At 37.3% G+C, this 20,473-nt stretch carries 26 protein-coding genes; 25 read left to right on the top strand and 1 reads right to left on the bottom strand.

The features are described from left to right. Positions 1 to 123 precede the first annotated feature (123 nt). Positions 124 to 540, bottom strand: a complete 417-nt coding sequence (locus I215_RS07460) for an HYC_CC_PP family protein (RefSeq protein WP_008616438.1) — start codon at positions 538 to 540, stop codon at positions 124 to 126. 290 nt (positions 541 to 830) lie between these two features. On the opposite strand from I215_RS07460, the gene I215_RS07455 reads away from it, so the two are divergent. From I215_RS07455 to I215_RS07335, 25 genes are all read left to right on the top strand, one after another. Continuing rightward, positions 831 to 1,253: an HYC_CC_PP family protein gene (locus I215_RS07455; protein ID WP_040459986.1), complete on the top strand. Its 423-nt coding sequence runs from the start codon at positions 831 to 833 to the stop codon at positions 1,251 to 1,253. A gap of 169 nt (positions 1,254 to 1,422) precedes the next feature. Beyond that, on the top strand, positions 1,423 to 2,004 hold the full coding sequence (locus tag I215_RS07450) for a helix-turn-helix domain-containing protein (protein ID WP_008991349.1): 582 nt from the start codon (positions 1,423 to 1,425) through the stop codon (positions 2,002 to 2,004). A gap of 69 nt (positions 2,005 to 2,073) precedes the next feature. Beyond that, on the top strand, positions 2,074 to 2,673 hold the full coding sequence (locus tag I215_RS07445) for a WG repeat-containing protein (RefSeq protein ID WP_008991348.1): 600 nt from the start codon (positions 2,074 to 2,076) through the stop codon (positions 2,671 to 2,673). Between the two features lie 165 nt (positions 2,674 to 2,838). After that, entirely contained in the window at positions 2,839 to 3,306 is a 468-nt protein-coding gene (locus tag I215_RS07440; protein ID WP_008991347.1) for a hypothetical protein, read from the top strand. 24 nt (positions 3,307 to 3,330) lie between these two features. Continuing rightward, entirely contained in the window at positions 3,331 to 3,600 is a 270-nt protein-coding gene (locus tag I215_RS07435) for a hypothetical protein (protein WP_008616429.1), read from the top strand. 7 nt (positions 3,601 to 3,607) lie between these two features. Next, positions 3,608 to 3,826, top strand: coding sequence for a heavy-metal-associated domain-containing protein (locus I215_RS07430; protein ID WP_008616428.1), 219 nt, complete (start codon positions 3,608 to 3,610; stop codon positions 3,824 to 3,826). 22 nt (positions 3,827 to 3,848) lie between these two features. Beyond that, positions 3,849 to 4,067 carry an SHOCT domain-containing protein gene (locus tag I215_RS07425; protein WP_008616427.1) on the top strand — a complete coding sequence of 73 codons (219 nt, stop codon included), beginning with the start codon at positions 3,849 to 3,851 and terminating at the stop codon, positions 4,065 to 4,067. A 17-nt stretch (positions 4,068 to 4,084) separates the two neighbouring features. After that, positions 4,085 to 4,363 (top strand): DUF5676 family membrane protein, encoded by a 279-nt coding sequence (locus I215_RS07420; protein WP_008616426.1) that lies wholly within the window; start codon positions 4,085 to 4,087, stop codon positions 4,361 to 4,363. Between the two features lie 18 nt (positions 4,364 to 4,381). Continuing rightward, the gene (locus I215_RS07415) at positions 4,382 to 5,092 is read left to right on the top strand and encodes a lycopene cyclase domain-containing protein (protein WP_040459983.1); all 711 of its coding nucleotides are present in this window, start codon (positions 4,382 to 4,384) and stop codon (positions 5,090 to 5,092) included. Between the two features lie 12 nt (positions 5,093 to 5,104). Continuing rightward, positions 5,105 to 5,566 carry a universal stress protein gene (locus tag I215_RS07410; RefSeq protein WP_008991344.1) on the top strand — a complete coding sequence of 154 codons (462 nt, stop codon included), beginning with the start codon at positions 5,105 to 5,107 and terminating at the stop codon, positions 5,564 to 5,566. Further along, positions 5,563 to 6,918: an NAD(P)/FAD-dependent oxidoreductase gene (locus I215_RS07405; protein WP_008991343.1), complete on the top strand. Its 1,356-nt coding sequence runs from the start codon at positions 5,563 to 5,565 to the stop codon at positions 6,916 to 6,918. The genes I215_RS07410 and I215_RS07405 overlap by 4 nt, the downstream gene beginning before the upstream one ends. Positions 6,919 to 6,925: 7 nt before the next feature. Further along, on the top strand, positions 6,926 to 8,281 hold the full coding sequence (locus I215_RS07400) for an APC family permease (RefSeq protein ID WP_008991342.1): 1,356 nt from the start codon (positions 6,926 to 6,928) through the stop codon (positions 8,279 to 8,281). A gap of 19 nt (positions 8,282 to 8,300) precedes the next feature. After that, the gene (locus I215_RS07395; RefSeq protein ID WP_008991341.1) at positions 8,301 to 9,314 is read left to right on the top strand and encodes a type II glyceraldehyde-3-phosphate dehydrogenase; all 1,014 of its coding nucleotides are present in this window, start codon (positions 8,301 to 8,303) and stop codon (positions 9,312 to 9,314) included. Positions 9,315 to 9,325: 11 nt separating this feature from the next. Beyond that, positions 9,326 to 10,387, top strand: a complete 1,062-nt coding sequence (locus tag I215_RS07390) for a class I fructose-bisphosphate aldolase (RefSeq protein WP_008991340.1) — start codon at positions 9,326 to 9,328, stop codon at positions 10,385 to 10,387. Positions 10,388 to 10,395: 8 nt separating this feature from the next. Beyond that, the gene (locus I215_RS07385; protein ID WP_008991339.1) at positions 10,396 to 11,736 is read left to right on the top strand and encodes a dicarboxylate/amino acid:cation symporter; all 1,341 of its coding nucleotides are present in this window, start codon (positions 10,396 to 10,398) and stop codon (positions 11,734 to 11,736) included. A gap of 2 nt (positions 11,737 to 11,738) precedes the next feature. Next, the gene (locus I215_RS07380) at positions 11,739 to 12,710 is read left to right on the top strand and encodes an ATP-dependent 6-phosphofructokinase (protein WP_008991338.1); all 972 of its coding nucleotides are present in this window, start codon (positions 11,739 to 11,741) and stop codon (positions 12,708 to 12,710) included. A 3-nt stretch (positions 12,711 to 12,713) separates the two neighbouring features. Continuing rightward, positions 12,714 to 13,709, top strand: a complete 996-nt coding sequence (locus tag I215_RS07375) for a 2-hydroxyacid dehydrogenase (protein ID WP_008616405.1) — start codon at positions 12,714 to 12,716, stop codon at positions 13,707 to 13,709. Positions 13,710 to 13,727: 18 nt separating this feature from the next. Beyond that, a complete protein-coding gene (locus tag I215_RS07370; RefSeq protein WP_008991337.1) occupies positions 13,728 to 14,558 on the top strand; it encodes a universal stress protein in 831 nt (276 codons plus the stop codon). Between the two features lie 2 nt (positions 14,559 to 14,560). Next, positions 14,561 to 15,406 (top strand): restriction endonuclease, encoded by an 846-nt coding sequence (locus I215_RS07365; RefSeq protein ID WP_008991336.1) that lies wholly within the window; start codon positions 14,561 to 14,563, stop codon positions 15,404 to 15,406. Positions 15,407 to 15,445: 39 nt separating this feature from the next. Then, a complete protein-coding gene (locus I215_RS07360; protein ID WP_008991335.1) occupies positions 15,446 to 15,700 on the top strand; it encodes a hypothetical protein in 255 nt (84 codons plus the stop codon). A 15-nt stretch (positions 15,701 to 15,715) separates the two neighbouring features. Beyond that, the gene (locus tag I215_RS07355) at positions 15,716 to 17,092 is read left to right on the top strand and encodes an MBL fold metallo-hydrolase RNA specificity domain-containing protein (protein ID WP_008991334.1); all 1,377 of its coding nucleotides are present in this window, start codon (positions 15,716 to 15,718) and stop codon (positions 17,090 to 17,092) included. Positions 17,093 to 17,113: 21 nt separating this feature from the next. Next, a complete protein-coding gene (locus tag I215_RS07350; RefSeq protein WP_008991333.1) occupies positions 17,114 to 18,616 on the top strand; it encodes a thymidine phosphorylase family protein in 1,503 nt (500 codons plus the stop codon). Between the two features lie 10 nt (positions 18,617 to 18,626). Continuing rightward, entirely contained in the window at positions 18,627 to 19,520 is an 894-nt protein-coding gene (locus I215_RS07345; RefSeq protein WP_008991332.1) for a ribose-phosphate pyrophosphokinase, read from the top strand. Then, entirely contained in the window at positions 19,517 to 20,161 is a 645-nt protein-coding gene (locus I215_RS07340; protein WP_008616394.1) for a hypothetical protein, read from the top strand. The genes I215_RS07345 and I215_RS07340 overlap by 4 nt, the downstream gene beginning before the upstream one ends. Positions 20,162 to 20,167: 6 nt before the next feature. Then, complete coding sequence (locus I215_RS07335) at positions 20,168 to 20,461, top strand: hypothetical protein (protein WP_008991331.1); 294 nt, start codon at positions 20,168 to 20,170, stop codon at positions 20,459 to 20,461. Positions 20,462 to 20,473 lie beyond the last annotated feature (12 nt).

The following is a 20,473-nucleotide window of genomic DNA, read 5'->3' as shown; positions in this document are numbered from 1 at the left end:
TTAAACAGTTATACATCGAATAATATCTTGATAAAATCAAAACATTAAACACAAGAAATTGAGCCCAAAATAGTATTGACCATAGGGCTAATTATTCCGATATTTATCGGAAACTGTTTAAAATCAAATTAAATACGTCTCGTGCAGTTTTTGTATATCCCGTATGAGAAAGGGAACCGCATAATCTCTAAATGGTACAATGTGTGAATCAAGAGTCTCAAAGAGATTGATATAAGAATGTACAAAAGAGACAACAAAGACTTGTTGCTCAAAATTTAAGGTGTTAAAAGACATCTTCAGGTCGTCCTGACCTTCAACAACTAATTGCTTATCTGAACAGCAGGAATCATCCTGAACTTCACTTTGACAATCATTTTTGGATAGTTGTTTATCCATTCCGCAAGTTTCAACGTGCCCAAATAAAGAAGAATCCACTAAAGTATCGCCACAGTAATGACTATCAATAGTAAAAGAAACTGTTGACAATAGCACGATAAGTGCCAAACAAACGGATGATATTTTATGAAAAACTTTTTTCATTAATGTTGCAAATTTATACAAAATTTATCTCAATTTGTTTATTTAACAATTTTTTTTGATTTATCAATGTTTATTTTGCACGAAACCGCTTAAATATTATTTGCAAATAAAATTCTTTTGCAGCTTCCTTTATATGATATAAATCATAGTTCTGTTGAACTTTTAGAATTATATTTGTACTGATTAATTTTGTTGTTTTTTTGTAAAAAACTAATAATAAAATAATTGAACAGTTGAATTTTATTTTCCAAAATCCTTTAATGTTAATCAAAATTTATTAATTTTATAGAGTGAAATCTTTTTTTACTAAAATACTGTCCTTCTTTTTAGCAGTTTTTATACTGTTTTCCACCACATCCTTTACGGTAAATATGCACTTTTGCTGTAATAAAATGGTGGATTTGGCTTTTTTTAGTAAAGCAGAATCTTGTATGGAGACTGCACAGAAAAAAGATAATAATTCCAAGCAATGTACTACAATACAAGAGAAAGACTGTTGCGATAATAAGACCATCTTGAAAGAAGGAGATGACACCTTCAAGAAGGCCAATACAATTTCAGAGATTGAAACTTTAGTTTTCTTAAACAACTTCGTCTATTCTTATATCAACCTTTTTGAAGGTTTAGAGAAAAACACAGTTTCGTTTAAGGCTTATAGGCCACCTTTGCTATCCACAGACCTTGTAATCCTCAACGAGTCCTTTTTAATTTGATTTTCTACTTCGCAGGTTAAAATTAATCTGCATTGCCTCTATAGCCAATATTTCACTTCTGGCTAACATTTGTTGTACCCTATTCTCAACAACGCTACACAATATTAATCCTGTTAGGCTAAACCTATCAGACCATTGAGCTAAACTCAATGACAATACATTATATATTATGAACAAACCAAAAGAATTTTGGATTAAGAATATGGTCTGTAACCGCTGCTTAAAAGTAATTAAACAAGAATTACAAGAACTTGAAGTTACAGTGCTTTCCTTGGAATTAGGAAGGTTGCTGGTAGAAGCACAAAAAAAAACGAACAATGAAATTATCGATACCGTTACAAGTGTACTTCACGCCAATAATTTTGAAATTGTACAAAAAGAAGAAGAAATGCTCACAGAAAGAATCAAGATTATTCTAATAGAACAATTGCAAGAGCTACCGTTACATATTAAGGTAAAAACATCTGAACTATTGGCTTCAAGACTTCATAAAGATTACAAGACATTGAGCAGATTGTTTTCAGCAAATCAACAGACAACCATTGAAAAGTACTTTATCAAATTAAAAATAGAAAAAGTCAAAGAGCTCATTCAGCTTAAACAACATTCCTTTTCAGATATAGGATATTTATTGGACTACAGTAGTGTCAACCACCTGTCTAGACAGTTTAAGGAAGTGGTGGGAATGAGTATGACCGATTACAAAAACACAGGAAATTGGAAACGGAATTTCTATGATGAAATTATATAGATATCAACGAAAGTTATGCAGACAAAAGCTTAAGGCAATGGTTAATTTCATCAAATTAAATTAAACAAAATGAAAAAACTACTTATCACATTAGTATTAATTCCCTTTATAGGAATTGCACAAACCTTTGAAAATTTAGACTACATCTCGCCTTTTAGCAATGGCGTCGCTGCCATTAAAAAAGGGAACGAATGGGGTTTTATTGACCCAGAAGGAAATTTAATCGTTGATTTTCGAAATGATTTGGTGGCAACCAAAACAGACAATGCAAGCTACCCTATATTCAGTAACGGAAAATGCCTGATTGCAAACCAAAAAGATGGCGTGCTCTATTATGGCTATATCGATAAAACTGGAAAAACTGTCATCACTCCACAATTCCTCAATGCCAACAACTTTCAATATGGCAAAGCCTTGGTGTTAAAAGTTGAAAAAGAAACCATTGGCTATAATGACATTTTCAAAAAAGACGTGGTAAACTACCATTATTTTGAGCTTGTTATAGATGAGAATGGTAATACCATTGACCATTTAACGCAATTGGCCATTCACGTCTCGCCAAAAGATAAGAATGATAAAAATCCACCTGCCATCACATCAAAATTGATTTCAGAAAATTTGGTGGCAGTTAAAGGTAATAATAAGAAGTGGCGTATAAAAAAAATCTAATAATATTGAAAATACACATAACATATAAGAAATTCAAAAAGATTATAACCTTTTTAAAATCTGCGAATTAATAGTTGATAATCCATTCCCTCAACTATAAACATTTAGATTGTTGGGAATGGGTTTATAAAAATTAAAATAAATGTTTAACTCAAAAAATAAATTATGAAAACACTACTAATTGTTTTATCGGCAGTTGGGCTTTTAAGCTTAAACAGTTGCAAACAAGAAACAAACACTCAGGCACTAATGGAAAACCCTGAAACTCGCACAGAAGTTTTTAATGCCATTTCCAAAAATCACGACTATATGACCGAATTTATGGAAAGTATGCACGACAACCAACACGCAATGCAAATGATGCAGGGCAACAAAAAAATGATGAGCTCAATGATGCAAGGAGAAGGAATGCAAATGATGATGAAAGACAGTACAATGATGCACTCAATGATGAATGACGGCAAAATGATGGGCACTATGATGAAAATGATGCACGAAAAAGGGATGATGAGCGAAGACTGTATGGAATCCTGCTCAAAGATGATGGGCGAAAAAGGAATGGATATGCAGGGTATGGGCAAGATGGACGATATGGATAGTCCAACCAAAGGTGAGCATACCGAGCATCATTAATTTTAACTTTTAAAATAAACAACAATGAAAAATAATCACTGGATATGGATGGTCATCGGTTGTGGATTACCATTACTGTTTATCTTTTTTGCACCATCATTAGGTATAGGAAGCAGTTCGTCTCTATTCATCTTCATCCTCTTTATGTTTGCTTGTCACTTATTTATGCCTCACGGTTCACATCGCCACGGTGGGCACAATCATTCACAGAATAGACAAAGAGAAAACGAACACGGTAAAGATGTTTCAAAAACAGAACCAAAAGATGAACACAAAGGGCATCATCACCATTAAATACTAAATGATGAAACAAAAATTTCAAATAAGCGGAATCAGCTGCGGTGGATGTGTATCAAGAGTAAAAAAGACTTTAGAAGAACATCCCAATATAGAAAAAGCAGAGATCTTTTTGGCACCAAAAGGTGCTGCACTTATCACGATGAATGAAGCACTTTCTGTTGCCGAATTACAAAAGCAACTTGATGGGCTCAATGGTTATACAATTACAGAATTAAATTAACAACAACTTAAAACCAAAAATTATGCATTTTTACGAAGGACATTTTGGAGGTATGCATCTAATATGGTGGATTATATGGATTATTTTATTGGCTTGGATATTCTTTATCCCAGCAGATATCCCTTATCAAAAAACAAAGAAGGACAGCCCACTGGATATTCTTAAAAACCGCTTTGCAAAAGGCGAAATATCCAAGGAAGAATTTGAGGAATCAAAAAAGATATTAAAATCAGACAACTAACTCAAAACTTTAAAATTATGTATCGATTAAACGTAAAAAAACTCGGATTTGCTTTCGGTCTTACGGGGGCACTAATTTACTTAGGCTGTATGATAGTTATGTCAACAGCAGGTCGAGAAGCCACTATCGATTTTTTCAACAGCCTATTGCACGGTTTAGATACCACAAGCATTATCAGGATGGATGTGCCACTATGGGAAGCTGGTTTGGGAATAGTACAGATATTCATTTTAGGATGGCTAATAGGTGCCTGTATTGCGGCTTTTTATAATGCGCAAATAAAAGTCAAAAAATAAGAGAGTAAAATAAAATTTATGCAATACGTCTGGTTCATATGGTCTCTTATAATTCTTGCGCTTTGGGCAATAATCTATTTGTCAAAAAAGGGGTATAGAAAAGAAATGCTCAAAATGAGCCTTATCACTATGCCCTTTGGCCTAACAGAACCCTTGTTTGTTCCAGAATATTGGTTTCCACCTTCCCTATTCCATTTAGCGGAAAGAACAGGTTTTGATATTGAGAGCCTTATTTTCTCTTTTGCTATTGGCGGAATAGGGACGGTATTGTATAATCTGATATTCAAAAAAGGCTATATAGATATGCCTCATACCGAACGGAGCCACCAAAGACATAAGCTACATATTTATATACTTTTTGTTCCAGCCATTGTATTTGTCATATTTAGTCTTTTCACCACGCTTAACCACATCTATTGTGGCATCATTGCAATGTTTTTTGGTGGTTTGGCAACATTGTACTGTCGCCCAGATTTAAAAGGAAAGATATGGGTTGGAGGAATCTTGTTTACCATACTGTACTTCATTTATTTCGGAAGCATCCTTCCATTTTATCCGCAATATGTGGAGCTGAACTGGAATCTGGACAACTTAACCCATATTCTTGTTTTAGGAATTCCAATTGAAGAATTATTATTCGCTTTCACCTTTGGTATGTATTGGTCTGGATTATATGAACACTTGTATTGGAGAAAACTTATAAAATCAAAAGAAATATCAACCAACTAATACATTCAAACTATGAAAATACTATTGGCCATAGATGGTTCAGATTTTAGTGAAGTAGCCATTAACGAGCTTAAGAAAATGACTTTATCCTCAAATAGTGAAATTCATATTATAAATGTTTATGAACTTCCTAAAACAACCGGTCTGGGATTGCATACTATGGGCGGCAAGATAGGAAATTACATAGAAGAAATTAAAAGTAACGCTCAAAAATTGGGAAACAAAATCGTTTCAGAAGCTTCCGATAAAATCAAGGCCGAAAACAAGGCACTTACCATAACCACAAGTGTTGTTAGCGGACTGCCCAAAAGTACTATTAATGAAAAAGCAGAAGATTGGGGTGCAGATTTAATTGTAGTAGGCTCTCAGGGTCACGGTGCTTTTTCTCGCTTAGTATTGGGCTCAGTATCCCAATATTTGACCACAAATGCCAAATGTTCAGTACTGATTGCAAGAGATAGAAATAAAAAATGAAAGAAAAGCAAACACATAGCATTACATTAGAATCCACCTGTAAGATAACAGATGAAATCTGTCTTCCAGATACTAAATTACCTCGTGTGGTTATCGTTGGTGGAGGATTTGCAGGTTTGGCATTGGTTGAGAAACTGAAACACAAAGAAGTTCAAGTGGTTTTACTCGATAAAAATAACTTCCATCAGTTTCAGCCTTTATTATATCAAGTGGCAACGAGTGCCCTGGAGCCTGACAGTATTGTATTTCCATTCAGAAAACAAATCAATGGCTATAAAAATGTTTTCTTTCGTTTGGCTGAAGTTGAGGAAATTCAACCTGATTCAAATACTATATTGACCAATAAGGGAAGTGTTTCTTATGACTATTTAGTGTTGGCTACTGGCACGACCACCAATTTCTTTGGGATGGATTCTGTGGCCGAAAATAGTTTGGGGATGAAGGATATTCGCGATTCCCTCAACATCCGTCATATGATGTTGCAAAATTTGGAACAGGCAGCTATTACTTGTGATGATAAAGAACGCGACGCGCTGACAAATTTTGTAATAGTAGGTGGTGGTCCAGCAGGCGTAGAAATGGCAGGAGCTTTGGCAGAGTTTTGCAAATACATCCTTCCCAAAGATTACCCAGAGTACCCTTCTTCCATTATGAATATTTATCTAATAGAAGCCATTGATGAGTTGTTAGGCACAATGTCAGACAAGGCATCATCGAAAACCCTCAAATATTTAGAGGATTTGAATGTAAAGGTATTATTAAATGAAGCTGTAAGCAATTATGACGGCAACGAAGTCACTACCAAAAGTGATAAGACCATATTGGCTAAAAACCTTATCTGGACGGCTGGCGTAAAAGGACAATTCCCAAATGGTATTGATGAAAAACACATAGTCAGGGGCAACCGGATTAAAACCGATGCTAATTTAAAAGTAGAAGGCTACGAAAACATTTTTGCCATAGGCGATATAGCTGCGCTTATTTCTGAAGAAAGACCCAAAGGGCATCCACAGGTGGCGCAGGCAGCAATTCAACAAGGTAAATGGTTGGGTGATTCACTATTAAAAATCATTAAGAACGAGGCACCAAAACCTTTCGAATATAAAGACAAGGGTTCTTTGGCAACCGTAGGAAAACGTAAAGCAGTAGCCGACTTGGGAAAAATGAAGTTTGCTGGCTATTTCGCCTGGTTACTATGGTCCATAGTACACTTGATGTCCATAAGCGGATTTAGAAATAGATTGATGGTTGGTTTTAATTGGGCGGTAAGTTATTTCACTTATGAAAAGAGCAACCGCCTGATTATTAGAAACTTTAAACCGAAATCTTCGGTTAAAAACAGAACAAAATAATTTTGAAATGAAAAACACCACAGATAAAAATAATAAGCTTTCCCTAATAGGTTCCATATCTCTTGGTACAGGCGTAATGATTGGTGCTGGCATATTTGTCCTTATGGGGCAAATAGCAGAGTTGGTGGGTGATCTATTTCCCATTGCATTTATTGCAGGTGCTGTTGTGGTGGGTTTTAGCTCATATTCCTATGTCAAGTTTTCAAATGCTTTTCCATCGTCTGGAGGTGTGGTTAAATTCCTTAACAAATCCTATGGACCTGGAACAACAACAGGGTTTTATTCTTTGCTGATGTACGTATCAATGGTAGTTTCCGAAAGTCTGGTGGCGGGCACTTTTGGAGCATATACGTTGAGACTATTTCCCGAGTCCTATGCAGGTTATGCCTCTACCCTGGGTGTTGGGCTAATTGTTGTTGCTTATATAGTGAACATCCTGGGCAATAAGGTTATTGGTGCCACCGCGACATTTACCGCTATTATAAAGGTAGTGGGAATAGCAATTTTAGCTACTGCCGGCCTTGCAATTTCAGGTTTTGCCGATATTACGGGAAACTATATTCCCAAAAATACTGAGACATTACCACAAGGCTTCGGATTTGTGGCCGCTTTGGCGTTATCTATCCTTGCTTATAAAGGCTTTACCACTATCACGAACCAAGGGGCCGATATTAAAAACCCGCATAAAAATCTTGGTAGGTCTATCGTGTTTTCCATACTTATCTGCACACTGATATATGTAGCCTTGGCATTAGCTGTTGCGGGAGGTTTAAGCATTCCTGAAATAATCGAAGCTAAAGATTATGCCCTTGCAGCCGCCGCAAAACCTGTTTTTGGGGAATGGGGTTCCTGGATTACCATTGGCATTGCCATTATTGCCACGGTTTCTGGGGTCATTGCCAGTATCTTTTCCTCTTCACGCTTGTTGGCAATGCTCAGCAATATGAAACAGGTGCCTTCTTTAACCAAACTTGGTAGCTTAAAAAATCCAGCACTAATATTCACGTCTTCCCTCGCCATTTTACTGACCGTGCTTTTCGATTTGACAAGGATAGCATCCATTGGGGCTATTTTTTACCTTATTATGGATATCGCTATCCATTGGGGGCTGTTCCGCAATCTTAGAAAAGAAGTGGATTTTAAACCAATTATCCCCGTGATTGCCATTATACTGGATGTTGCAGTACTCTCGGCCTTTATTTATATAAAATATCTGAACGATCCTTTGGTTCTTATTGTCGCGGCAATTGGGATTGTTCTAATACTTGTGGCGGAACGCCTTTTTATGATTTCACATACAGACGATGAAGGTAATATGCCGATGGGAATGAAGAATACAAGTGACAAAAACAAAAAAACATAATTAATTAAAAACAATTTATATGAAAAATATAGCAGTTATAGGATACGGAGTCATCGGAAAAAGGGTGGCCGATGCCATCAACCTACAAGAAGATATGAAGCTTTCGGGAGTATGCGATATCATTACCGACTGGCGAATTCAAAATGCCGTAAGAAAGGAATACGACATTTATGCAGCAACTAAAGATGCTGCTGATAAAATGAAATCTGAAGGGATTTCGGTAAAAGGCGATATGCAGGAACTTTTAAAGAAATCAGATCTTGTTGTGGACTGTACCCCTAAAAAGATTGCGGCTCAAAATGTAGCAATTTATAAAGAGCAAAACATCAAATTTATTTTACACGGAGGCGAAAAACACGAAACAACAGGCCATTCCTTTAGTGCTGAAAATAATTATCAGTCTGCTCTAAATCTAGATGCTACACGTGTAGTTTCCTGTAATACTACGTCTATTTTAAGAACCTTGACCGCTTTAAAAAGAGCCGATTTATTGGATTATGCCAGAGGTACACTTTTAAGAAGAGCTACAGACCCTTGGGAAAGTCATTTAGGTGGTATTATGAATACGATGGTTCCCGAAAAAGATATCCCAAGCCATCAAGGTCCGGATGCTAAAAGTGTTGACCCAGAACTGGATGTCATCACCGCAGCAGTAAAAGTACCGCAAACCTTAAGCCATCTGCACTATTGGAATGTGAAATTGAAAAAACAGGCGACAAAGCAAGAAGTGCTAAATGCTTTCAAAACGTCCAGCCGTATTAAATTGATTCAATATGACCAAGGTCTGGTTTCTAACAATACCATTAAGGAAATGTTCTTGGATATGGGAAGGCCTTGGGGCGATATGTACGAAGTAGCACTATGGGAAGATATGCTGAAGGTACAGGGAGACGAACTCTTTTATGCCTACGTGGTCGATAACCAAGCTATTGTAATCCCGGAAACAATTGATGCTATTAGGGCTTTAACTGGAATTGAAACAGATGGTACAAAATCCATAGCCAAAACAAATGAAAGTTTAGGAATCCATTAAATACTATCAAAATGAAAACAGACAAGAATATAGTAGAACTTTTAGGAGAAAAAGCAGACTTCTATTTAGAACACGTTTGTGAAAAAATAACAAAGGATGAATTGCAAACCCCAAGTAGAACAAGCCTAGATAAGGTATTTACCCAAAGCAACAGAAATCCGCAGGTACTGCGAAGCCTTTCGCAATTGTATAACCACGGAAATCTTGGTGGTACAGGCTACTTGAGTATCCTTCCAGTAGACCAAGGTATCGAGCATAGTGCAGCTTTTTCTTTCTATAAAAATCCGGATTATTTTGACCCAGAGAACATTATAAAACTCGCCCTTGAGGCCGGTTGTAATGGGGTGGCTTCCACGTTTGGGGTTTTGGGTTTGAATGCCCGAAAATATGCCCATAAAATCCCTTTTATCGTTAAGATTAACCACAATGAACTGCTTACCTACCCGAACAAATATGACCAAACACTCTTTGGTAAGGTAAAAACCGCTTGGGATATGGGAGCAATTGCCGTAGGAGCTACGATTTATTTTGGTTCAGCGGAAAGTAACAGACAACTCAAAGAAATAGCAGAGGCTTTTGAAGAAGCTCATAATCTTGGTATGGCTACCATTTTATGGTGCTATACACGAAATGAAGCTTTTAAAACCGATAAAGAAGATTATCACGCATCGGCCGATGTAACCGGACAAGCCAATCAGATTGGAGTAACGATACAGGCAGATATCATCAAACAAAAATTACCAACCAATAATTTTGGTTTCAAAGAGATAGGATTTGGAAAATATGATGATGAAATGTATAAAACCCTTACCACAGACCATCCCATAGACCTTTGTAGGTTACAAGTTGCCAATTGTTATATGGGAAAAATAGGACTGATTAATTCAGGTGGTGGTTCCAAAGGCAAATCAGATTTGTCCGAAGCTGTAACAACTGCCGTTATCAATAAAAGGGCTGGTGGTTCTGGGCTGATAATGGGAAGAAAAGCATTTCAAAAACCCTTTAGCGAAGGCGTGAGAGTATTACAATCCGTTCAGGAAGTGTATCTGGATAATAAAATTAATATAGCATAATCAACAGAATGTTTGACACAGAGATAAAATCATTAAAATCACTTAACCACTACCTCATAAGATTGGTAGAAAGTCGTCTATGGCTTAAGGTAATCATTGCCTTGTTTTTAGGTGTTGGATTTGGTCTGCTATTGAGCCCACAAAATGGATGGATTTCTAAAGAAACAGCAGATATCGCGGGGAATTGGCTGGCATTGCCTGGTGTACTATTTCTGAAACTGGTTCAAATGATTATGATTCCGTTGATTGTGGCTTCCATCATTACTGGAATAGCAAGTAATGATAAGGACAATCTAAAAAAATTAGGTGGTGGGGTTTTGTTATATTTTCTAGGTACTACGATAGTTTCGGTAAGTTTGGGTGTCATACTATCTCAACTTTTTAGACCTGGTCGCTTTTTACATCAACAGGCTCTAGCTGAACATAATGAAATTACAGCTGTTCCAACGGAAAATCCAGAGCTTTCCTTCGGAATTGAAACGATTCCTGATGCCATCTCAAACTTACTTCCCGAAAACCCGTTGGCATCTATGGTAAGTGGTGAAATGTTAAGCATTGTAATTTTCACAATCATTATTGGTGTAGCTGTGCTTTCACTTGAAAATGCCTTACTGCGCCCAGTGAAGCTGCTTCTAACTGCCATTCAGGAAGTCTGTATGACAGTAGTAAAATGGTCAATGCTTCTAGTGCCTATTGCTGTTTTCGGACTTATGGCGCAGCTTACCTCTAGTGTTGGTTTAAGTTCTCTTTCCGGTCTCACCTATTATGTTGGCGTCGTCCTGCTCGGTCTATTACTTTTGGTAATTTTCTATTTAGGGCTAATTGTGCTTCTTGGAAAAGCAAACCCTATGCATTTCCTAAAAAAAATAAGGGACGTTCAATTATTGGCCTTTTCAACCACAAGCTCTGCGGCCGTGATGCCACTTTCCCTTCAAACAGCCGAAGAAGAATTGAAGGTGGACAAGACCATTAGCAATTTTATTATTCCCATAGGTGCAACCGTCAATATGGATGGCACTGCACTCTATCAAACCATAACTACGCTATTCATAGCCCAAGCCTATGGCTTGGAAATGAGTTTGCTCAATATTATTGTGGTCATCGTAACCATCGTTGCTGCTTCAATCGGCACACCTGCCATTCCCGGAGGTGGTGTGGTGATACTCGCTTCTGTTTTGGGAAGTGTCGGTATCCCAGCCGAAGGCATCATCATTATTATTGGTGTAGAAAGATTGTTGGGAATGTTCAGGACTGCTGTAAACGTAACGGGTGACCTTACAGCTTGTATGGTTTTTAATAGGTTGTATGGTATAAAAAATACTGAAATTCTTAAAAAAGAAGCTTTATAACTATGGATAGTACTATAAAACATATAGGTGTATTTACCTCTGGAGGTGATAGTCCAGGGATGAATGCAGCCTTGTACGCCATTACAAAAACGGCTGAAGTAAATGGTATAAACGTAAGCGGCTTTCGAAAAGGATATGAAGGATTGATAGACGGTGACTTGGTTCAATTAAAATCACACGAATTACAAAAACTGACCCAAAAGGGTGGCACTATCCTTAAGACAGCCCGAAGCAAACGTTTTCTCGAACTGGAAGGTCGAAAAAAAGCCTTGCAAACTCTAAATGTAAACAAAATAGACGCTTTAATTGCCATTGGTGGTGATGGTACATTTAAAGGATTACTTGCTTTTTCAGAGATATGCGATATCCCATTCATAGGGATTCCCGGAACTATTGATAACGATATTTCGGGTACTGATTACACCCTTGGTTTTGATTCCGCAGTTAACACAACCATTGAAAATATTGATAAAATAAGGGATACTGCCGAATCCCATAACCGTGTGTTCATTGTTGAAGTAATGGGAAGGGATTCGGGTTACATCGGTATTCATTCTGGATTGATGGTTGGTGCGGACGCCATATTAATTCCGGAGAGCGGTACGGACTTTATTAACCTTTTGGGTAAGGTGAAAAATTACGATAGCGAGGATGCTTTTCTAATCGTAGTTTCTGAAGGTGACGAAATTGGTGCCGAACTTGTTTCTTCAAAAATAAAGGAAGTCAATCCCAATGTCGATTTACGCATAACAAAGCTTGGCCACATACAGCGAGGTGGAAATCCTTGTGCTTTGGATAGAATGTTGGGCATAAGGCTTGGGGTGGAAGCCGTAAAATCGCTTTTACAAAGTAAAAAGAATGTAATGATCGGGATTTTAAACAATCAATTGCACTTAACCCCTTTTAATGAGGTGGTCAAGCAACATCAGGTCAATAAAGAATTGCACGAACTTTTAGAACTATTTGGAACATAAATTATGAAAACAACAATATACAGCACACATAAATTCGATAAGCCTTCCATTGAAAACGCTAATAAAGGAAAACATCAATTGAATTTTCTGGAATTTAGGCTAACAAAGGAAACCGCCTTATTGGCAGAAGGTTCAAAGGCCATAGCACTTTTCTCAAGTGACGATGCCTCTTCGGAAGTTTTGGATATTTTACACAAACTAGGCATAAAATTTATCGCATTACGTTCGGCAGGTTTCAATCACGTCGATTTAGAAAAAGCAGCTGAATTGAATATAAAAGTGGCCCGTGTCCCAGCCTATTCACCTTATGCCATTGCAGAACATACAATGGCTTTGATACTTGCATTAAACCGAAGACTGATTAAAGCCCACAATAGAGTGCGCGAACAAAACTTTTCATTAAACGGTCTCACTGGTTTTGACCTAAATGGGAAAACCGTTGGCGTGATTGGAACAGGAAAAATAGGGTCTGTACTCGTAAAAATACTTCACGGATTCGGCTGCAATATTCTTGCCCAGGATATAGAAGAAAGCAAAGACCTAATTGATAAATATGGCGTAATCTATTCAGATTGTGCGACGCTCTGTAAGCACGCAGATATAATAAGCCTGCACGTGCCATTAAAAGCTTCAACAAAACATTTAATAAATAAAGAGCATATAGCACTAATGAAATCTGGAGTAATGCTCATCAATACAAGTCGTGGTGGGTTGGTGGACACCAAGGCAGTTATCGAAGGATTGAAAACTAAAAAAATAGGGTATTTAGGACTGGATGTTTATGAGGAAGAAGAAGGATTGTTCTTTGAAGACCATTCCGATGACATTTTGCAAGACGATGTGATTGCACGCTTAATGACTTTCAACAATGTACTAATTACAAGCCATCAAGCTTTTTTAACCAAAACCGCATTGACCAATATTGCAGAAACAACCATATATAATCTGGATTGTTTTGAAAAACAAAAACCTTCTGGAAATGAAATTAGCATTAATTAATAGTTAAAAACAAATATTATGAAAAACATACTCGTACCAACAGACTTTTCAAAAAATTGCAATAAAGCAGAAGAACTCGGAATTGAAATGGCAAAGCTTTACAATTCCGAAATCCATTTTTTCCATTTGATGAAAACCCCGGTAGAATGGGTAAAGTTGGATAAACAAAAAGAAAAACAGCACCCAGAAACAGTAAAGCAAATAGGCATCGCAAAAGCCTACCTGAGAGAACTGGAGAAAAAAGCAGAACGACAAGGCCTTGAATGCAGGACTTTTCTTAAATTTGATGGTGGTCAGGCAAATATCCTTAAACATTCGGGTCATTTTTATCACGATTTTATAGTTACGGGAAGTAGTGGCACCCGAGGCGGTATACGTGAGTTAATGGGAAGCAACGTAGAAAAAATTGTTAGGAAAGCTGATGTACCAGTTGTTGTAGTCAAGGATGAAGAAGTATCCTTTCCTTTTAAGGATATCGTTTTTGTTTCAGATTTTCTTCAAGATGTAAGCGATGCATTTAAGCAAGTTATTTCGATTGCTGAAAAATGCGGCGCACATATCCATTTATTGAGGGTCAATACTCAGACCGATTTTAACAGTATAGAACAAGGGTTGGATCCCATCAAGGAGTTCCTGAAAAAATTCCCCGATTTGGATAACTTCTCAATGAATGTATATAACGAACCAGACGTAGAAACAGGGATAAACAATTATTTACGATATAAAAATGCCGATTTAATCGCAATGTGTACTCACGGACGTACAGGCTTTTTAAGCTTATTCTCTAAAAGCATCGCAGAGGGTGTAACCAATCACTCCGAATTACCAGTAATGACTATTAAAATGTAACAATGAATAAATCAGTCTTAATAAAAAAATACTCTGGTGAGTACGAAGCCTTTGATGTAAACAAACTCATCAACTCCCTGCGGCGTTCACGGGCAGATGAGGATATTATTCAAGATATAGCCCGGAAAGTACAAGAGCAGATTGAAGAAGGAATGACAACCAAAAAAATCTATCAGTTGGCTTTCAAGATGCTAAAACGAAAATCTAGGGTAAGTGCCTCAAAGTACAAGCTCAAAAAAGCTTTAATGGAACTAGGTCCAACCGGTTTTCCATTTGAAAAATTAGTAGGCAAACTATTGGCACACGAAGGTTTTGATACAGAAGTTGATGTTATTGTCCAAGGTAATTGTGTTCAACACGAAATAGATGTGATAGCGCAAAAAGACAATAATCATTATATGATTGAATGCAAATACCATAGCGATCAAGGCCGAGTTTGCAACGTGAAGATTCCATTATACATCAATTCAAGATTTTTAGATGTAGAAAAAAATTGGGAACGCCAAAAAGGTCACGATACTAAACTTCACAAAGGAGGCGTCTATACAAATACACGATTTACAAGTGATGCGGTACAATATGGTACATGCGTGGGATTGTTGTTGACAAGTTGGGATTATCCAAGAGGAAATGGTCTTAAAGACAGAATAGATAAATCTGGGCTACATCCCTTAACCGCTTTAACAACACTTACCAAAGCTGAAAAAACAAAATTATTAGATGAAGGCATCGTACTCTGCAAAGAGCTTCACGAAAGCCCGAAGCTCTTGGAAAAAATAGGAATTGATAATAAAAGACACAAAAAGATTTTAGAAGATTCAGAAAAATTATGTTCAGTACATCAATAAAAACAATGCAACAATCAATAATTCTAAATAAAAAATCAAATGAAAAAAGAAGATTCACAACAACAGAATCAATTAGATTTTGAGCCGTTTTACGAAGCTCTCGAAGAGGACCCGAAATTGCTTGACGAGGCCATAGAAATTCTATTGGATATGGTTGAGTTAGAAACTAACTCTATTAAGAAGGTAGCACTTTATATTAAAGAGGATTCACGAAATCTATATAAAGAAATAGTGGAATTGAGCAAATCAAAACAAGATAAAGGAAATACACCTTCTTGCTGTGGTGGACTCTAAATAAATACTATAAAGATGGATAACAATAAAATAAATATTCACTTTTTAGGTGCAGCAGGTACGGTAACCGGCTCAAAATATTTAGTGGACACAGGAGATAAAAAGATACTCATAGACTGCGGACTTTTTCAAGGGTTAAAAGAATTACGCCTTAAAAACTGGGAGTATCCACCCGTTAATGTTGCTGATATTGACGCTGTTTTGCTTACCCACGGCCATATGGACCATACAGGATATTTGCCGAGATTGGTAAAGCAAGGTTTCAAAGGGCCCATTTACGGCACCAATCCCACCTTGGACATCGCAAAAATCATATTGAATGATAGTGCCAAAATACAAGAACAGGAAGCCGAACGTGCCAATAAAGAGGGCTATTCCAAACACAGTCCTGCTGAACCACTTTACGATTTAAATGATGTAGAAAAAACCATTCCACATTTTAAAGACGTTCCACAAGCACAATGGATTCCGTTATTTGATGGTATCAAGGCACGATTTCAGTATAACGGACATATTCTTGGTGCTACATTCATCGAGCTGGATGTTGAAGGAAAGCGTTTTGTCTTTTCAGGAGATATTGGAAGAACCAGTGATTTATTGCTTTATCCACCCCTGAAACCAAAAAGAGCAGATGTGCTTTTTATAGAATCTACTTATGGAGGAAGGTTTCATCCAGATGAAATGGAAGCACTTCCACTGATTGAAAAATTGGTAAATGACACCATCAATAGAGGTGGCAGCCTGTTTATCCCAAGCTTTTCGGTAGAACGTGCCCAATTGATGATGCTTATTTTTTGGAAATTACTGAAAGAGCACAAAATTCCCAAAGTGCAAATGATAATGGACAGCCCGATGGGAGCTAGTGTTTTGGAACTCTTCCACCGTACCAGAGATTGGCATAGGCTGAACGAGAATGAATGTGACGAAATGTGTTCACACTTTACTGTCGTGAGCAGCTATCGCGAGACTATGGAATTACGAACCGATAATAAACCAAAAATTGTGATTGCCGGAAGTGGAATGCTCACGGGCGGAAGAATGCTCAACTATCTTGAAACCCAAGCGCAAAATCCTAATAACACGTTGCTTTTTGTTGGGTACCAAGCGGAAGGAACGCGCGGAAGAAAATTATTGGAAGGCGATAAAGAGCTAAAAGTATATGGCAAATGGGTGCCGTTTAATATGGAAGTAGCCGAAATTCAAGGCCTCTCGGCACATGCAGACCACGCAGAGCTTATGGACTGGATGGACAATATAAAAAACAAACCCGAACGTATTTTCATTGTACACGGTGAAAAAGAGAGTGCAGAAGCATTGCAAAAAGGCATCAAGGAAACTTATGGGTGGGATGCAGAAATTCCGCAATTATACACCATCGAAGAAATAGAATAAATCACAACAATCAAAAAAAATATGGACACACACTCAAACATATTAAAATATAAACATCTCGGAATCTATACCCAAAACGAGAATGTAGTGTATATGCGCGAAGATTGCCACGTTTGTATTTCAGAAGGGTTTGAGGTACTTACCCGAATAAGAATATCCAATGCAAATACATCAATCGTAGCAAGTCTTAATGTCCTGAATTCTGATATTCTGTTGCCTAATGAAATCGGACTATCAGATGCTGCTGCGAAAAAACTCAATGTTTCCCCAAACGATACATTATATGTTTCCCATTTAGAGCCTATTGAATCCTTAAGCCACGTCAGGGCAAAAATCTATAACAAAAAACTGGATTATAAGGCCTATAACAACATCATAACCGATATCGTGGAAGGCGATTATTCCAACATCCACCTTTCAGCATTTATTACTGCCTGTGCTGGCGACCGAATGGATATTGATGAAATATCCGACCTAACGAAAGCAATGATTGCTTCCGGAAAGCAACTGAACTGGAACAAGGATATCGTGGTCGACAAACATTGTATTGGCGGATTGCCTGGCAATAGGACAACACCATTGGTAGTTGCCATTGTTGCCGCGTATGGGCTTACTATGCCAAAAACATCCTCACGGGCAATCACTTCGCCAGCAGGCACAGCAGATACAATGGAAGTACTGACCAATGTTACGCTCTCTTCCGAGGAAATAAAGACCGTAGTAGAAAAAGAAGGCGGATGTTTTGTTTGGGGCGGTACAGCGCAGTTAAGTCCTGCCGATGATGTGCTCATTAAAATTGAAAAAGCCTTGGATATTGATAGCGAAGGGCAACTCATCGCTTCAGTACTCTCTAAAAAGGCAGCAGCTGGTTCTACTCACGTGGTCATTGATATTCCCGTGGGAGAAACCGCCAAGGTTCGCAGTACCGAAATGGCAGAAAAACTAAAAAATCATATGGAAACCGTTGGAACTGCTGTTGGGTTGAATGTAAAAGTTGTAGTTACGGATGGCACGCAGCCTGTTGGAAGGGGTATCGGTCCAACTTTAGAAGCCATAGATATATTAAAAGTTTTGAAAAATGAGGAAGATGCACCTAAAGACTTAACAGAAAGAGCATTGCTTTTAGCTACTGAACTATTAGAACTTTCTGGAAAAGTAGAAAAAGGAAAGGGACAGGAAACCGCACATAAAATTCTCAAATCTGGAAAAGCATATGAAAAATTCGTAGCCATTTGTAAGGCGCAAGGTCAATTTTCAAAACCAGTTTTAGCACCTTATAAAATTGAAATTAAAGCTGAAAAGTCAGGCGTTTTGCAACGAATTGATAACCGTAAAATTGCAAAACTGGCCAAGCTTTCTGGAGCACCACAATCTAAATCGGCAGGGATTCTTCTAAATGTGCATTTGGGAGAACAAATCGAAGAGAACCAACTGCTTTATACCATATATGCTGAATCCAAAGGTGAACTTAATTATGCCTTGGAATATGAAAACAACCATAACGACATCATAACTATAAATTAAAGAACATACTATGAAAACAATATTATTCAGTCTTCCCGGAAATGAAGAACTAACAGAACTAATGGCTACAAAAATGGATGCTGAAGTGGGTCAAGCCACATTAAGGAAATTCCCTGACGGGGAATCATACACGCGCATATTGTCTGATGTTAAAGATAAATGTGTGGTACTGGTATGCACCTTGCACGAACCGGACGGAAAACTGTTGTCACTATATTTTTTAAGCCACACAGCCAAATCATTAGGAGCTATGTGTACCTGTTTGGTAGCACCCTATTTGGCGTATATGCGGCAGGACAAAGTATTTAATGAAGGAGAAGGAGTGACTTCCGGTTTCTTCGGAAAATTGATTTCTGGTTTCGCCGATAGCATTACCACAGTTGACCCTCACTTGCACAGAATTAGTTCGTTGGGAGAAGTGTATCAAATTCCAAATAAAGTGATTCACGCTGCCGACGCAATTTCAGAATGGATTAAAGAAAATATCGAAAACCCGGTACTTATCGGACCTGATTCTGAAAGTGAACAATGGGTATCAGAAGTCGCCAAAAATGCAGGAGCACCATTTACGGTATTACAAAAGGTGCGTCACGGTGACCGTGATGTAGAAGTCTCTGTTCCCGATGTGGATATATATAAAGATGCTACACCCATTTTGGTAGATGATATTATTTCCACAGCCCGAACAATGATTGAAACCGTACAACATCTTAAAAAAGCAGGAATGAAACCACCTATTTGTGTAGGCATTCACGCCGTTTTTTCAGGAAACGCCTATCAAGATTTATTGGATTCCGGAGTAGAAAAAATAGTGACTTGTAATACCATCCCACACTCTTCAAATGGAATAGATTTAAGTGATATTATGGCAAAAGAGGTAAAAAAATTAATGCACCATATATGAGAAAACAAGGCTTTATAGTACTAATCACTTTATTCAGCATCACAATGACTGGACAAACTGAAATGCTCATTGGGCAGATTTCAGGCAGAGTTGTTATTCGGGAAAACTTTGATGAAAATGGTTCTTTTTTAAATAAACAAACTTTCAAAGCCAGTGAAACAATAAAGAAAAATGGATACTATGAAATTGAGGTAGTTACGGAATTGTTTGATAAAGACAAAAAATTGACCGATAAATACACCACAACCTATCGCTGTAAGCCTGATGAAGCAAGTGTAGTGGTAATGGCTTTCCCGTTTTCCAATCCAAAATCAAAGAAAACAGAAATCAACACCACTTCAAAGAAATTTAAAGAACTATACAATTTGGATAATCTGAAAAATATTGAATTGGAAATGAGTTTTGACTCGGGCTTGTTGAATTTTTTCGGTTCAAAAAGCATCATAAAAATTTACGATCGAAAATTAGAAGCTGGCAAAAACACTATTAAATCAAAAATAAATATTAAGGCCTATGCCTGGGGTATTCGCATCAAGCAATTCAATTATACTGTTATTGAAAAATTAAATGAAAAAGGATTATTGACTTTTCAGAAATTTTCAGAAGCAGATAACAGCTATTTTACAATAAACTATAAATAAAGACAGATGAAAAATTACGATACACTTTCTGAAGCCATAAACGATTTACAGGGAAATAGCTATACATATGATTTTAACCTAAAACCAGAATGTTTGGAGTGTGCCTCACTAAAAATTGAAATACACCCAGAAGATTTTAATGTTGACGAGATGCATCGTTTTGAGGGTATGAGCAGTACCGACGATAATAGTGTGCTTTATGCTATTTCATCAAAAAATGGGATTAAAGGACTTTTGGTAGATGCCTATGGCGTCTATGCCGAAAACATTTCGGAAGCTATGAGAAAAAAATTACGATAACACTTAAACAAG

Origin of the sequence: Galbibacter marinus (assembly GCF_000300875.1) — a bacterium.
Taxonomy (GTDB): Bacteria; Bacteroidota; Bacteroidia; order Flavobacteriales; family Flavobacteriaceae; genus Galbibacter; species Galbibacter marinus.
The sequence above is the reverse complement of the archived record's forward strand: the minus strand, read 5'-3'. Positions and strand labels throughout refer to the sequence as shown.

Bases quoted from the DNA above. Each gene is read 5' to 3' on its own strand.
- I215_RS07380 (WP_008991338.1), top strand. From the start codon at position 11,739: ATGGATAGTACTATAAAACATATAGGTGTATTTACCTCTGGAGGTGAT.
- I215_RS07365 (WP_008991336.1), top strand. From the start codon at position 14,561: ATGAATAAATCAGTCTTAATAAAAAAATACTCTGGTGAGTACGAAGCC.
- I215_RS07400 (WP_008991342.1), top strand. From the start codon at position 6,926: ATGAAAAACACCACAGATAAAAATAATAAGCTTTCCCTAATAGGTTCC.
- I215_RS07340 (WP_008616394.1), top strand. From the start codon at position 19,517: ATGAGAAAACAAGGCTTTATAGTACTAATCACTTTATTCAGCATCACA.
- I215_RS07425 (WP_008616427.1), top strand. From the start codon at position 3,849: ATGCATTTTTACGAAGGACATTTTGGAGGTATGCATCTAATATGGTGG.
- I215_RS07405 (WP_008991343.1), top strand. From the start codon at position 5,563: ATGAAAGAAAAGCAAACACATAGCATTACATTAGAATCCACCTGTAAG.
- I215_RS07460 (WP_008616438.1), bottom strand. From the start codon at position 540: ATGAAAAAAGTTTTTCATAAAATATCATCCGTTTGTTTGGCACTTATC.
- I215_RS07450 (WP_008991349.1), top strand. From the start codon at position 1,423: ATGAACAAACCAAAAGAATTTTGGATTAAGAATATGGTCTGTAACCGC.
- I215_RS07440 (WP_008991347.1), top strand. From the start codon at position 2,839: ATGAAAACACTACTAATTGTTTTATCGGCAGTTGGGCTTTTAAGCTTA.
- I215_RS07385 (WP_008991339.1), top strand. From the start codon at position 10,396: ATGTTTGACACAGAGATAAAATCATTAAAATCACTTAACCACTACCTC.
- I215_RS07415 (WP_040459983.1), top strand. From the start codon at position 4,382: ATGCAATACGTCTGGTTCATATGGTCTCTTATAATTCTTGCGCTTTGG.
- I215_RS07350 (WP_008991333.1), top strand. From the start codon at position 17,114: ATGGACACACACTCAAACATATTAAAATATAAACATCTCGGAATCTAT.
- I215_RS07345 (WP_008991332.1), top strand. From the start codon at position 18,627: ATGAAAACAATATTATTCAGTCTTCCCGGAAATGAAGAACTAACAGAA.
- I215_RS07360 (WP_008991335.1), top strand. From the start codon at position 15,446: ATGAAAAAAGAAGATTCACAACAACAGAATCAATTAGATTTTGAGCCG.
- I215_RS07375 (WP_008616405.1), top strand. From the start codon at position 12,714: ATGAAAACAACAATATACAGCACACATAAATTCGATAAGCCTTCCATT.
- I215_RS07410 (WP_008991344.1), top strand. From the start codon at position 5,105: ATGAAAATACTATTGGCCATAGATGGTTCAGATTTTAGTGAAGTAGCC.
- I215_RS07395 (WP_008991341.1), top strand. From the start codon at position 8,301: ATGAAAAATATAGCAGTTATAGGATACGGAGTCATCGGAAAAAGGGTG.
- I215_RS07370 (WP_008991337.1), top strand. From the start codon at position 13,728: ATGAAAAACATACTCGTACCAACAGACTTTTCAAAAAATTGCAATAAA.
- I215_RS07355 (WP_008991334.1), top strand. From the start codon at position 15,716: ATGGATAACAATAAAATAAATATTCACTTTTTAGGTGCAGCAGGTACG.
- I215_RS07390 (WP_008991340.1), top strand. From the start codon at position 9,326: ATGAAAACAGACAAGAATATAGTAGAACTTTTAGGAGAAAAAGCAGAC.
- I215_RS07430 (WP_008616428.1), top strand. From the start codon at position 3,608: ATGATGAAACAAAAATTTCAAATAAGCGGAATCAGCTGCGGTGGATGT.
- I215_RS07335 (WP_008991331.1), top strand. From the start codon at position 20,168: ATGAAAAATTACGATACACTTTCTGAAGCCATAAACGATTTACAGGGA.
- I215_RS07420 (WP_008616426.1), top strand. From the start codon at position 4,085: ATGTATCGATTAAACGTAAAAAAACTCGGATTTGCTTTCGGTCTTACG.
- I215_RS07435 (WP_008616429.1), top strand. From the start codon at position 3,331: ATGAAAAATAATCACTGGATATGGATGGTCATCGGTTGTGGATTACCA.
- I215_RS07445 (WP_008991348.1), top strand. From the start codon at position 2,074: ATGAAAAAACTACTTATCACATTAGTATTAATTCCCTTTATAGGAATT.